This window comes from Aliirhizobium cellulosilyticum (genome assembly GCF_014198105.1).
Taxonomy (GTDB): domain Bacteria; phylum Pseudomonadota; class Alphaproteobacteria; order Rhizobiales; family Rhizobiaceae; genus Neorhizobium; species Neorhizobium cellulosilyticum.
In genome coordinates this window covers 162,438-175,252 of record NZ_JACIGW010000003.1, presented here as the reverse complement: position 1 = coordinate 175,252, position 12,815 = coordinate 162,438, and the positions used below count along the sequence as shown (strand labels likewise).

Sequence of the window (12,815 nt, the reverse complement as noted above, 5' to 3'; positions counted from 1 at the left end):
CGGCGGAAGGAGACGGCCAATTGCGGATCGCGGTCGTCCGCAGTTCCGAGTGGGAGGTTCTCGGAATGGGTAGCTGAGTGGTGCTACCGACCTCGTAGGAGTTGGGAGACGAGGTGAGATTAAAATACCTCAATAAAATCGACCCGGCACTATACATAGGTATCGGCCCGGTGGACCTTAATATCAGTCCCTATTTTATGACGCGGCGTTCTCAACGCGTGGGGGTATTTGAATGTCACTGATCAATATACGAGTACATACAGCGTATCAATTAACGTTTCTTGCAATCCTTTCTACGGCTTCGCACCTAAGCTTGTGTCTCTAAATGAGGGACTCAAGATTATGAGAAACACGTCAAGGTTTGTCACAGAGCTCTTACGGGCAGCCAATGATCCAACGCGTCACGATGCGTTTCATATTCCTTCCTTGCTGCAGGAGGCGATCGATACGATTACGAAGTTAAGACGGCAAATTGGTTTTCCGAAAGAGGGCATCGCTGACGACGCCTTGCCGAATTTGCGTGCGGTGGTTGAGACCCATGAGCCCCTTGATGTTGTTGAATTGAAATGGGCGCTCAGAGAGGCGGCGGACGCCATAAGAGCTCTCCAGATCCTTGTTGAAAGTGGCTTTTCAGTCGATCTCTCTAAAGCGCCAAATCGTAGCTAAGAGCTGATAGGATTGCGTCAATTGTTGTCACAGCCGATTTCGAAGCGGTCTGAACACCCAAGCAGACCGGAATATTCGGCTGTAACCTGGTCGTGATGGTGACGAGTATCGATTACAGGGGAAAGATACCGGAGAGGCATCTTGTGAGACTTCATTGCCCGGCAGACGGGCCTGGTAATAAGCCGCCGGAAGCGGGCATATCAATTAGCAAGATTACGCCTTAGAAACCCTCTCCAGCAGCAGCCCGTAAGCCAGCTTCGCTCTTTCAAATGCCTCGACGCGGTAAAACTCGTCCGGCGCATGAAGATTTTCATCCGCGTGGGCAAAACCGAACATCGTTGCATGCACCCCGGTTGCCTTCTGGAGCGTTGTCATGACCGATATCGAACCGCCTAGTCGGGTGCGATAAGGCTTCTTGCCGTAGATTTCTTCGAGGACTTCGGCGGCGATTTCGGTCGAGACGTGCCCACGCGGTACGGAGAAGGGATCACCCCAACTGCTGTTTCTTCTGACCTCGGCGCTCAGCCCTGCCGGGCAATTTTTTTCGACATGCGCACGAATGGCATCGAGAATCTTTCCTGGCTGTTGCGCCGCGACGAGGCGGCATGTCAATTTTGCCCTTGCTTCTGCAGGCAGGACAGTTTTGCCGCCATCGCCCTGCCAGCCGGAGGTCAGTCCGTTCACGTCGAGTGTGGGTCTTGCCCATAGGCGTTCGCGGGTGGAATAGTTCGGCTCTCCAAAGGTCTCTGTAGCGCCCGTTTCTGCCAGATAGCTTTCATCATCATATGGAACGCGGGCAATTTCGCTGCGGTCGTTACCGGTGAGGGCGATGACATCGTTATAGAAACCATCGATCGTCACGACACCGTCGAGGGATTTCATCGACGCCAGCAATTGCGCCAGTCCCATCGCCGGATTGGCTATGCCACCACCATGAAGCCCGGAATGCTGATCTGATCTCGGGCCACGCAAGATGATCTCGAATGCGATGATGCCCTTCAGCGCCTCGACGAGCTGTGGCTGGTCTGGTGCCCATTGGAGGCCATCGGCGGAGAAGATCATGTCGCAAGCCAGACGGTCTGCATAACGTTCGACGAATTCCGGCATATCCGGAGAGCCGATCTCTTCCTGACCTTCAAAAAGAAACTTCACGTTCACCGGCAAGCTACCCGTGGTCTTGAGCATGGCATCGACCGCCAGGATCGGGGCCAGCATGTTGCCCTTGTCATCGGTGGCACCTCGACCGTAGACGCGACCATCACGCACTTCGGGCTCAAAAGGCGGCGTCGTCCAGAGATCAAGCGGCTCCGCAGGTTGGACGTCAAAATGACCGTATATCATGACCGTTGGATTGCCGGGGCCAGCGCCCATCCATGAGCCAAAGGCGACCGGGTGTGCATCCGTCTCAAGAATTTCGGCATTGTTGATACCAGCAGATCTCATGCGATGAACAACCCAGTCAGCTGCACGGCGCACCTCTGGCATGTGGTCGGGCCGGGCTGATACAGAGGGGATGCGGATGAAATCGAGAAGGTCTTCAAGATCGGCATCCTGCCTTGCTTGAAGGTAGGTCCGCCAATTGTCTGTTGTCATGGCCACCAATCGCTCCTCAAGTTATCATCAGGAGGTTCCATCTACGCGACAGGGCCGAGACAGTCCACCGCAAGCCAGATGTTCGTTTAGGGCCGACATAGACTTTAGCCGTTTATTCGTCCGAAATTATTACGTGGACGAAGCTCATCGATGCGGCTCTGCCGGTGATCGTTGACGATGTTGGTGAGTGTTGCGGTTCGATGGGCCAGCAGATTTGAACCCTCCTGCTAGAGGAGTGCTGGAATCGGTCCAAATGCGTACTCAGTACGGCTTCGCCCGCTCACATTTCGATTGAGACCGTCGCAGTCATACCGGCTGTGAGCCTAATACCTGAAAGAAGGGATGGATCGAACTCCACCCGTACTGGGATACGTTGCGCCAAACGAACCCACGTGAATACGGGGTTAACCGTGGGTAGACCAACAGCATCCGGCGTAGCGTTGGCCACGGCAATCCCTCGGCCAATGCCTGCTACCACACCATTGACCGGCGAGGGATAGGCCATCAGTTTCACAACTGCTTTGTCACCGACGTTGATTTTGCGAATGAGCGATTCCTCGAAGTAAGCGTCCACCCAAAAGCTTCCGCTGTCCACTAGGGACAAAGCACGTTGCCCAGCAGTCGCATAGTCTCCAGGTTGGATGACCAGGTTCGTGATGTAACCGTCAACTGGTGCATAAATACGTGTTCGCTGCAGATCGAGATTGGCCTTGTCGAGACTCGCACGAGCTTGCTTATATGTGGCAGCAGCTACAGCCGCTGCCGTTAACGCGGACTGTTCGGTCTCTTGCGAAATTGCAAGGCCGTTCAACTTCACACGGCGGGCCGCCTCTGCCTGCTTGTTTTCCAGGTCAGCCTTGGCGATGGCCACCGCAGCTTCTGCGCTCTCGACTTCGATAGCATAGTCATTCGTCTCGACTACCATAAGGAGGTCACCCTTCTTTACGAATTGGTCCGACCTGACAGCCAGTTCAGCTAAGCGTCCGGAAACCTGAGGGGTCACCGTAATGGTATAGGCACGTATTGTACCGTCTCGTGTCCAAGGTGACTCCATATACAGCGTCCAACTTGTCCAGGCTCCGACGGACGCAGCTATCAACGCTAGTGAGGTCCACAGAACTGGGAGCAGCTTCGCGAGCCTAGACTGTGGGAGAGGCGTTCTTTGGCCAACGGACATTAGGCTACTCCAAAAGAAACGATGGTAATCGAGAGTACGGAAATGTAGATGCAGAGATTGAACAAGCCCCGGTGCCAAACTCTGCGGGTGAGGCCAAATCGATTGCTTACATGATGGATTGGCAACGTGATGATCCACGCGAGGAGCATCATCAGTACGATTGGCGCCAGATACACGCCTAGAACGTTGACTTCTTGATACATCACTATGCCCTCGTGCTGATGAAAGTTTGTTTGGACGGGTGGCTCAGCAATGACGCATGCTCTCTGATGATCTCAGACAGTATGACAAGATGGGCGCGTGCACCTGTGACCACTTTGGTAAAGGCTTCCCCGTCGTGGTTAGTAAGCTCCACATCGAGCTCCGCTAGCCGTTTCATTGCCATTTGGAGATTGCCACCAGCTAAATCCTTGTATGCAGTCTCCAGGTACGCAAGTTGAGGCTGTCCCTTCAATGCGTTGGACAGGTGATCTGCTGCGGCAACAGCAGCGCAGATAGCCATCAGTTGGCTGAACGGCACGTCGGTTGAAACAGATGGCAGCGCGCAGAAACGAGCGGCCAATTTGCTCAATCGTCTTTTCGAACTGCCATTCGAAGAGTGCTCCAAATAGTTCCGGAAATCCCTCAAAGACTGAGATATTAGGCGTTTTTCTTGAGTTTCCGGATCTAACGCGGGAATGATTGCAAAGAAGCATGTTCCGACAAGTGAACCGACGAGTATCGCTGAAGATAGATTGAGGAAATTGGTCGCATCATACGTTGTTGGATTCCCGAGCCCTAACATCGGAAGTGAGCAGACAGATATCGCAAGATAAGTGGTGCTGTGGGACTTACCGGTCTGCATGAAACCTACGACCAGATAGAAGACAATCAGGACGACAAGTAACTGGGAGAACCAAGTGAGAGATGGAAGGAGGCCAAAGTAGAGGATCGCTCCAATGACCATCATGCAGCCTACGCCAAGCGAATACTCTTTGGCCTTCAACAACGCTTGATCTGCGAAAGAAGCAAAAACCAAGGTGGCGATTGCTGCAAATACGGCGGCGAAATAACCCACGGGCCAAGCGGTTTCTACCCAAAAAACGAACGAAACGATGACGGAACAGAAAACCCTTAATCCCGCCAATGCAGCTGGTAGAGGATCTACAATCACAGGAAACGCATACGGCTGCCGCAGTGGAGGAGCGCCGCGTTCACCGAGGAGCGCTTGGCAACGTGCAATTTCCTGAAGACATTTGACTGTCTCGGTGGCTCCATCTGAAAAGATTATGTCGGCAGGATTTGTCTTTGCAACAGACTTGAATTCTATAAGCGCGTCTTCGCATAGTTCTACGAAACCGATGGGATTGGCCGCGATTGTAGTCGGATCCAATTTTCGAAACTCGGATGCGATTTGATGTCTTAAGGCAACGGTTTCCTCCTCGGTCACCGACTTAAGATGTTCTGTATTTCTCCAGGCAAGCAAAGCTCTAAGGAACTGCTTGAGACAGGAATTCAAGTTTCCCGCGCGAGTACGTATGTAGGAAGACTCTCCGATCGCAGCGTCAACTTGGGTTTGGAGGGTTGGAAACGAGCGGATCATCGTATGACGGAGGGCAAGATGGTCCGAACTGCTATCTTGGGGCTGAACAGTTTCAGAGAAGCCTTGCCACAGTTGAAGTGCAATTGCGGAGAGCGTCTTTGACAACTGGCCGGAAGCCGTATCGGCTTGAATAATAAGCGCTACAATGCACGCTGCTCCAATGCCGATGCATATCTCTCCAACGCGCGTCACAGCTAATAGAAACGCGCCACTAGGGTCGGAAAGGGAGTCGGCAAAAATGATCGTCGCAGTTATGCCAGAGAGAGCGGCGGCATATGATGCATTGTTGCGTAGAAGTACAGCAGAGCAACCACAGAGTCCGCACCAAATCGCCAAGGATAGAACCAAGATGTCTCGCTGTTGGGAAAATTGCGCGAGAAGCCCGACCACGACCATTGCACCAATGATCGTACCTATCACGCGGAAGCGGCCTTTTCGCAGCGATGCTCCAAGGTTGGGTTGGCAGGTAATCGCAGCAGTGGTTGCGGCCCAGAACGAATTTTGTAGTTCGAGCCAGTAAGTTGCGAATAAGGCAAGGCACACCGATAGAGAAAGTCGAATCGCGAACAGTGGCCGTGGGTTGACGATTTTTTCGCTGAGTTGGAAAAGCCAGTTGGGGGCGGAAAATAACCGACAAGTTCTCAAATGGTGGAGCGTTTCGGTCAGCATTCTCGCATGATCCAGCTTTGGTTCAACTCACCTGACTATAAGCGTTGGAGTCGAGCGGTGAACCATACGTAGGGACAAGCTACCTATACTTGGGTCAGGATTGCGTCGAGCCGAGAAACTCGTCCCTTGAAATATGCAGCGACGAAGACGATCACAAAAATTGTGTAACATCTTACTCGTCCATGGCTGCCGTTGTGCATCGCGAATCCGCAATGGTTTTCGTACTCATCCCGTCAGCTGCCAGTAAGACAGTCACATTCTTTTGACACCGTGAGGAAAAAAAAGAAGCGGATCGCATCCATGCACGGGCTAAAGCCATTGGGCAGATAATGCTTCATTTCGACGTGAAGTCGTTGCCAGGACCAGGTCGCGTTGGGAAGCCCCCTTCATGGAACCCGGTGTTCAAACGCAATAGACAGTGGTCTCAGCCGCCGGTTACACTCATGTGACGAGCAACACTCGGGCGTCTGTGAATTCGGTCGATGACAAAATCATGTCCCTTTGGCTTTCTACCGATGGCGTCTTCAATCGCCGCACGCAGATTGTAATTGCTATCGCTTGATCTCAGCACTGACCGCAAATCCGCTGCGTCGTTCTGGCCAAGGCACATATAAAGCGTTCCCGTGCACGTCAGGCGAACACGATTGCAGCTCTCACAGAAATTGTGGGTCATCGGCGTAATAAATCCGAGACGGCCGCCGGTTTCCGTCACTTCCACATACCGCGCGGGACCACCGGTTCGGTAGGCTAGGTCAATTAACGTGAACTGCCTTTCAAGGTCGGCTCTCAGTTCCGACAAAGGGAGGTATTGATCCGTCCGGTCTTCGTCGATTTCACCCATAGGCATCGTTTCGATGACTGTGAGATCCATGCCACGGCCGTGAGCGAAACGAATAAGGGCAGGAATTTCTACCTTGTTGAAGGCATTTAGCGCGACCGTATTCAGTTTGATTGAGATACCTGCATCGCGGGCTGCATCGAGTCCGTGCAAGACCTTTGAGAGGTCACCCCATCGGGTAACCTTGCGAAATTTTTCGGGATCGAGGGTATCGAGCGAGACGTTGATACGACGGATGCCGCAGTCGTAAAGCTCTTCTGCATAGCGAGATAGCTGGGAACCATTCGTAGTGATGGTCAACTCGTCGAGGCCTTGACCGATATGTCGGCCGAGTTGGCGTACTAAATGCATGATGTTCTTTCGAACGAGTGGTTCGCCACCGGTAAGACGTAGTTTGCGTACACCCATCGCGATAAAGGCAGAACACAGACGGTCTAATTCATCGAGGCTCAAAAGATCTGTTCTGGGTAAGAACTGCATGTTCTCCGCCATGCAATAGGTGCAGCGGAAGTCGCAGCGGTCAGTCACGGACACCCGCAAATAAGTTATTGAACGTCCGAAGGGATCGACTAGACCATCACCGGTCAACGGTTTCAGAGCCTGAGCAGCGTTACCAGCCATCATATCCATCGCTTCCCTCTACAAGGCTCTTCAATCTCGCACAGGAAGCATCAGGGCAACCATACTTACGGATAGGTACCTGAACGCTGATTGCTGTGAGCGCACCTATTCAATGGATCAGCGTACGCTGAGCGACACCTTGGTCTAGGTTTGCAGCAACGTGCGTATGATTGTTCAATTGCTTGAGTAGCGTAATTTTTTCCTGCCGAAACGTGTCGCGAAACAGCGCCGAAGTAAGCGAAGCCCATCCAGGAGAAAGAGAAGATACTCATGAACCGTCCATCGAAGCTCGCGATAGCAGCTATCCTCGCATCTATTTCGTTTTCTTCCATGAGCCATGCAGACAGCGTTCCTGCTGACTGGCAATCCCAACTTGAGAAGATCGTCGGTACCTTTCATGCCGATTTTGACGTTGAGTTCAGTAATGAGTTTAATCGTGAGGACTATCAGAACAACCCTTACGCATCCCCGCTGCGGGGCGATGGTGTCGCGAAGTTGCAGGCCGCAATTCGTAGGAACAAGTCCCTCTCCGAACGCCTAGAAGCGACCGGAATAAGGATTAATACTATCGTGAATGCGGCACCAGCTGGTGACGGTAGCCTTACCTTCTTTGCTCGCAAGGATATGGAATAACGCTACTTCTCGTCGAGCAAAAAACGGCCGGGTGAATGATATATCCATGCTTCCGGCCGCAATTTATTCGCTGAACGCTACCGCCGACCAGCTCGTTCGGCGCCTTCGTTGCTCGTCGGTTCAAATCGTCTCGCTCTCTGGGGCGCCTCCATTTGTAGAAAACCTCGCTTAGACGCTCGGGTGTGGTTTGGGACCGACTTTTCTCAAGATCAATGCTAGTGGGATCACGGCAGCTGATATCAGCGCGAGCACCTGAAACACGTCTATGTAAGCCAGGAAGCTCGCCTGTGACTGCACCTGCAGGCCGATCCACCCGATCGCTTGGTTTTGCGCATCAAGACTGTTGGACCCCTGCTGTGCAAAGAACTGCTGCACAGTGCGCAGTGTTTGATAATAAGCTGGATCTGAAGGCACAATATGTTCAATGAGTTGGCTCTGGTGCCATTGCTCTCGATGCGCCAATATATTTGTTGCGATGCAGACACCAATTGAGCCGCCGGTGTTGCGAGCAGCATTTATCAAAGCGGATGCTTGATCGGTCTGGTCCGGGCGAAGCCCATCGTAGGAAGCAGCGGTGATCGGAATGAAGATCAAGGGAAGGCCGATACCAAGGTAGAAGCGAGATTCAACAAAGAAAGCAAAGTTGGCGTCCGGCGTGATATTCGTAAGGAAGATCATCGCATAGGCGATCGTAGCCGCGCCTGCCGCTATCAGGTATTTTGGTTGTACCTTATTCACGAGCCGCCCAGTGATGAACATCATAACCATTGTCACAAGCCCCCCTGGAGAAAGCGCGAGACCTGCCCACGTGGCTGTGTATCCATAGTTTTCTTGTAGGACCTGAGGTACGAACTGGGTCGTGGCAATCAGAATGGCCCCGATAGCCAACATCACAATAAAGCAAGACCCGAACTGCCGTGTCGCAATAAGGCGTATGTCAATCACCGGATTTTTGGTCGCAAGTAGCCATGGGATAGCCGCGGCCAATGCCGCAACGCAAACGGCAGCTGTAATGATGATGAAACTCGAGTCAAACCAGTCCTCGGTTTGTCCACGGTCCAGTACGAGTTCCAGAGACCCTAAGAATGTTGCCAGTAGCCCGAAACCAACAACGTCGAACCGAATACCTTCGCGCTTCATACGGAGGCGTTCTTCCTCTGCGGAGGGCGGATCTTTCACCAGCATGTAAACCAGGAAGAGCGCAAAGACGCCGACAGGGCCATTGATGAGGAAGCACCAGTGCCAAGAGAGGTTATCGGAGAGGTAGCCTCCGAGTGTTGGGCCGATAACCGGCGCCACTACCACTGCGACGCCGAACACGGCGAAGGCTTGCCCGCGTTTTTCTGGTGGAAAGGAGTCCGTAAGGATCGATTGGGACACCGGTACCATGCCGCCACCAGCGAAACCTTGTATCATTCGGAAAAACAGCAGAGATTCGAGATTCCAGGCCATCCCGCAGAGGATGGATGCAGTGGTAAAGGTCGCAAGGCAGATCAAATAGAAGCGCTTGCGCCCGAAACGCTGGGCGATAAAGCTGCTGGCGATCAATGCGACGGCGTTCGATACGAGATAGGTTGTAACGACCCAACTCGCTTCGTCGGAACTTATGCCTAGACCTCCCGAGATGTAACGTAGCGCTACGTTAGCGATTGTCGTATCGAGCACCTCCATGAAGGCGGCCACCGCCACCACAATCGCGACTACCCACGGGTTTGTGACGCCAGGTGACGTCGCCCCGGAAAGACCGACAGCTTTAGCCATTCTACTACTCCGGTTGGACAGTCACGGTTGGGACCACGGACATGCCGGGGCCAATGGTGACATCGGCAGGCCATCGATCTACGGATATCTTTACGGGAACGCGTTGGGTTACCTTTACGTAGTTTCCTGTCGCGTTCTCAGCAGGAAGAAGCGAGAAGGCAGTCCCAGATCCTGGTTGAACAGATGCGATTTTTCCGCGAAGAATGTGATCGGGATATGCGTCGATCGTCATTTCCACTGATTGACCAGGGCGCATCCTGTTGAGCTGAGTTTCCTTGAAATTCGCAGTGACCCACATATCGTCGGGGACGAACATTGCGATTGCCTGTCCAGTCTCCACAAATTGCCCCTTGGAGCCACTGAGTTGCACGACACGACCCGGCTGTTCCGCTTTTAACTCAGTGTAGAGGAGGTTCTGCTGGGCGCTTTCTCGCTGAGCTTCGGCTTGCTTGAGGCTGGCCATAGCGCTTGTTTGCTGCGCCTGCGCGGCAACCTTGTTCTTCGTCGCCGAGGTCACACTGGCTGCGGCCTGATTGAGCGCAGCTTGGGACTGGCGCAAATTTGCCTGTGCTTGTTGGAGGGTTTGAATAGTTCCCGCACCACTCTGCACCAGGTCAGACTGCCGATTTGCTTCGTCAGACGCAAACTGGAGAGCGGCTTGGGCCGAAACTTGCTGAGCTTGTGCTTCATTGATTGAGGCGTCTGCAACCCCGATCTGGGCATCGGCACTCACAATTGACGCCTTTGCGGCCTCCACCATGCCGTTCGCCTGATCTAAAGCGATCTGATAGTCGCGAGGCACAATACGCGCGATGACTGCGCCGGTTTGAACTTGCTGATTGTCGGTGACGTCAATTGTCTCCAGATACCCGGAAACTCTAGCTGCAATTGGGAAGTTGCGAGCCTCGACAAATGCATCATCTGTCGATTCATACGGATGGAAGTATGTCAGCCAGATGAAATATCCAGCGACCAGGATTGCCACAAATCCTATGATCGAGATGACAATCCCGACCGGATGGCGGCGAAGCAGTGAATGTTTTCCATTGCCAATCTGTCCAGTCGGCTGCGATGTCTGGTTACCCGATGGCCCACCTTGAACTTCTTGCGTCTCATCACGCCCTCTATCGTCGGCGGCGCTGCCGGTTGCATGGTTTAAGATCTGAGCCACGTGATGCCCCTGTTTTCACATCGGAGTTTCGGATGGGAGACCGCAAAGCACGTTGCACTTTGCATCATCGCCTTCGAGAGATCGCTAGTTGCTACGACTGAGAGGATTTCGTCTTGGAGATATCAACGATTGCGACTGTTACAGTCGCATCTTGGACTATTCTGTATGAATGAAAACAGAGCGCCGTCGCTTTTAGAGATGTAACGGCATCGTCTTCTCGGACAAGATTTGATTCGGTTGTTCGCTGCCATGAGGAAGTGCGACCGACGATTCTGATCGCACTTCTTTCTCGTCAGGCTTAACGGAGCAAGGGATTTTGCCCAGTCGGGATTTTTTGGACTTCTTCGCTCGATAGATTTGTGTGTGCGCGAAGTGCTTGTTCCGGCAACGCCCGCATCCATTGGTTAAGCGAGATTTCCTGGAACTCTGGCGCCACAAACATCTCGAGGAACACCAGATCTTCGTCGCCAGTGTTTTCGATATAATGGCCCGCCATGTTGGATACAAAGCCAACGTCATTGGAGTTGAAGTCCATGGTCCGAGCGGCTTCCTGACCAGGGAAAACGGTCATCCTTCCCTTGCCCTTGATCCAGTATTGCCATTCGGATCCGTTCGGATGCCAATGGAGCTCTCGAATGCATCCCGGCTTCACCGTGACAATCGCTGCGGCGATCTTTTCGGAAGCCGGGAAGTTACGAGAGTCGATGATCTTTACCGATCCAGCGTCACTCTCTTTTGTTGGCTTCATGGAGCTAGCTTTGAACGTAAAAGAGGTCTGTGGTGTCTTTGAATACCTTGCCGCTTCCGCGACCTCCTCTGAGAGAGATTTCACCGGCTCCTCACTAGGGAAGATGTAGAGCGGCTCTCCCTTCGGCAGCTTCGAGATTGCGTCCGCTCCAAGGCGGAAGTTCTGCTGCAGAATCTCTGGCGGTGTGTGCTTCAGCCAGTCTGACAGAAGGAGTGTGCTTTCTTCGGAGAAGTTTCCCTGGTTGAATACCAAAAGAAATTCGCAGCCATCGTCTCCGAGTGCCTGGATGGAATGCGGTGCACCAGCTGGGAACAGCCACAAGTCACCAGCTTCTACATCATCGACGAACATCGAACCATCGGGTGTGAAGACCGTGATACGGGCTTTGCCAGTGAGCATAATTGCCCATTCGTCCGCAAGGTGCCAATGGAGCTCGCGGAAGCTACCTTTAGTCAGACGCATGTTGACGCCTGCCATATCTTTCGAGACAGGAAGCTCACGGGTGGTGACCTGGTGCGTCCATCCGCCGTCCTGGATGCGGCGGTGCGTTAATTCGAACGAGTACCAAAACGGTTCTACAACGCCATGATCAGTTGGCGGAGGAACGGCTGAGTTCGGATTTAGTGCTATCAAGGCTTGATTCTGAGGGCCAGGATTGCTGGCTGAGATATCTCGCTCTGCCTTATAGGTTTCCTTCGCAAGCGAACCGAACTGTGAGGTGTGATCGGCCGATTTGGATTCGGTCATGACGGTGCCTTCCATCGATTAAAGAAATACGAGCAGTTGTGCGCGACGTGAACCAAGCGGCCACAAGTCGAATTTCCTAAAGCTCTTCAGCACACGATTGCACTATACATTGGTCTGTCGCCTTCGAACCGAAGTATGGTTCCCGCGAGCACACTTAAGGCGTACGGCTCGAAGTACCCCAAAGCAGCACTGCTGAGCGTCGCAAAATCGATTTCACCAGATGAAATGCGAAGAGATGCTCAGACATGAGTGATCAGCAAGGGAGACTTATCGATCCCAAAACCGAGAGGAATATCACCAGATGTCCGGCTGCATTCACCAAGGAACCATACGCGAGGTCGTGCCACAAACCTACGGGTGCGAAGAGTGTTTGGAGAAGGGAATGGAGTGGTTTCACCTGCGCCTATGCCGGATATGCGGTCACGTTGGATGCTGTGATCAATCTGAAGGTAAACACGCAACCCGGCATTATCACGCATCCAAACACCCAATTATCGAGGCCTATGATCCACCGGAGGGGTGGGGCTGGTGCTATTTTGACGAAGTATTCGTGGATCTACCGAACCAAACTCCCCAAAACGGGCCGATCCCAAGGTATTACTGATTCGA

11 protein-coding genes are annotated in these 12,815 nt (G+C 53.0%); 3 read left to right on the top strand and 8 right to left on the bottom strand.

What is annotated here, in order from left to right; genetic code table 11:
- Window positions 1-342 precede the first annotated feature (342 nt).
- The gene (locus GGE33_RS15280) at window positions 343-666 is read left to right on the top strand and encodes a hypothetical protein (RefSeq protein WP_183824537.1); all 324 of its coding nucleotides are present in this window, start codon (window positions 343-345) and stop codon (window positions 664-666) included.
- A gap of 213 nt (window positions 667-879) precedes the next feature.
- On the opposite strand, the gene GGE33_RS15275 is transcribed toward GGE33_RS15280, so the two are convergent.
- The 5 genes from GGE33_RS15275 to moaA form a co-directional block, all read right to left on the bottom strand.
- Window positions 880-2,259, bottom strand: coding sequence for a dipeptidase (locus GGE33_RS15275; RefSeq protein ID WP_183824534.1), 1,380 nt, complete (start codon window positions 2,257-2,259; stop codon window positions 880-882).
- A 280-nt stretch (window positions 2,260-2,539) separates the two neighbouring features.
- Window positions 2,540-3,313: an HlyD family secretion protein gene (locus GGE33_RS15270; RefSeq protein WP_246436130.1), complete on the bottom strand. Its 774-nt coding sequence runs from the start codon at window positions 3,311-3,313 to the stop codon at window positions 2,540-2,542.
- Window positions 3,314-3,435: 122 nt separating this feature from the next.
- Window positions 3,436-3,639: a DUF1656 domain-containing protein gene (locus GGE33_RS15265; RefSeq protein WP_183824528.1), complete on the bottom strand. Its 204-nt coding sequence runs from the start codon at window positions 3,637-3,639 to the stop codon at window positions 3,436-3,438.
- A 2-nt stretch (window positions 3,640-3,641) separates the two neighbouring features.
- Complete coding sequence (locus tag GGE33_RS15260) at window positions 3,642-5,687, bottom strand: FUSC family protein (RefSeq protein ID WP_183824525.1); 2,046 nt, start codon at window positions 5,685-5,687, stop codon at window positions 3,642-3,644.
- Between the two features lie 424 nt (window positions 5,688-6,111).
- Entirely contained in the window at window positions 6,112-7,155 is a 1,044-nt protein-coding gene (gene moaA, locus GGE33_RS15255) for a GTP 3',8-cyclase MoaA (protein WP_183824522.1), read from the bottom strand.
- A 261-nt stretch (window positions 7,156-7,416) separates the two neighbouring features.
- Here moaA and GGE33_RS15250 point away from each other — a divergent pair, with 261 nt between their 5' ends.
- Window positions 7,417-7,779 (top strand): hypothetical protein, encoded by a 363-nt coding sequence (locus GGE33_RS15250; RefSeq protein WP_183824520.1) that lies wholly within the window; start codon window positions 7,417-7,419, stop codon window positions 7,777-7,779.
- A gap of 168 nt (window positions 7,780-7,947) precedes the next feature.
- Here the strand turns inward: GGE33_RS15250 and GGE33_RS15245 are convergent, their stop codons facing one another.
- From GGE33_RS15245 to GGE33_RS15235, 3 genes are all read right to left on the bottom strand, one after another.
- Window positions 7,948-9,540, bottom strand: coding sequence for a DHA2 family efflux MFS transporter permease subunit (locus GGE33_RS15245; RefSeq protein ID WP_183824517.1), 1,593 nt, complete (start codon window positions 9,538-9,540; stop codon window positions 7,948-7,950).
- 4 nt (window positions 9,541-9,544) lie between these two features.
- Window positions 9,545-10,711, bottom strand: a complete 1,167-nt coding sequence (locus GGE33_RS15240) for an HlyD family secretion protein (protein WP_343062464.1) — start codon at window positions 10,709-10,711, stop codon at window positions 9,545-9,547.
- Window positions 10,712-11,009: 298 nt separating this feature from the next.
- Window positions 11,010-12,206 (bottom strand): cupin domain-containing protein, encoded by a 1,197-nt coding sequence (locus tag GGE33_RS15235; RefSeq protein ID WP_183824514.1) that lies wholly within the window; start codon window positions 12,204-12,206, stop codon window positions 11,010-11,012.
- A 301-nt stretch (window positions 12,207-12,507) separates the two neighbouring features.
- Between GGE33_RS15235 and GGE33_RS15230 the strand changes: the two genes are divergently transcribed.
- Complete coding sequence (locus GGE33_RS15230; protein ID WP_183824511.1) at window positions 12,508-12,810, top strand: UBP-type zinc finger domain-containing protein; 303 nt, start codon at window positions 12,508-12,510, stop codon at window positions 12,808-12,810.
- The last annotated feature ends 5 nt before the right edge of the window (window positions 12,811-12,815 follow it).

Coding starts and splice junctions, on each gene's coding strand:
- GGE33_RS15265 (WP_183824528.1), bottom strand. CDS start 3,639: ATGTATCAAGAAGTCAACGTTCTAGGCGTGTATCTGGCGCCAATCGTA.
- moaA (WP_183824522.1), bottom strand. CDS start 7,155: ATGGATATGATGGCTGGTAACGCTGCTCAGGCTCTGAAACCGTTGACC.
- GGE33_RS15245 (WP_183824517.1), bottom strand. CDS start 9,540: ATGGCTAAAGCTGTCGGTCTTTCCGGGGCGACGTCACCTGGCGTCACA.
- GGE33_RS15235 (WP_183824514.1), bottom strand. CDS start 12,206: ATGACCGAATCCAAATCGGCCGATCACACCTCACAGTTCGGTTCGCTT.
- GGE33_RS15230 (WP_183824511.1), top strand. CDS start 12,508: ATGTCCGGCTGCATTCACCAAGGAACCATACGCGAGGTCGTGCCACAA.
- GGE33_RS15270 (WP_246436130.1), bottom strand. CDS start 3,313: ATGGAGTCACCTTGGACACGAGACGGTACAATACGTGCCTATACCATT.
- GGE33_RS15280 (WP_183824537.1), top strand. CDS start 343: ATGAGAAACACGTCAAGGTTTGTCACAGAGCTCTTACGGGCAGCCAAT.
- GGE33_RS15260 (WP_183824525.1), bottom strand. CDS start 5,687: ATGCTGACCGAAACGCTCCACCATTTGAGAACTTGTCGGTTATTTTCC.
- GGE33_RS15275 (WP_183824534.1), bottom strand. CDS start 2,259: ATGACAACAGACAATTGGCGGACCTACCTTCAAGCAAGGCAGGATGCC.
- GGE33_RS15250 (WP_183824520.1), top strand. CDS start 7,417: ATGAACCGTCCATCGAAGCTCGCGATAGCAGCTATCCTCGCATCTATT.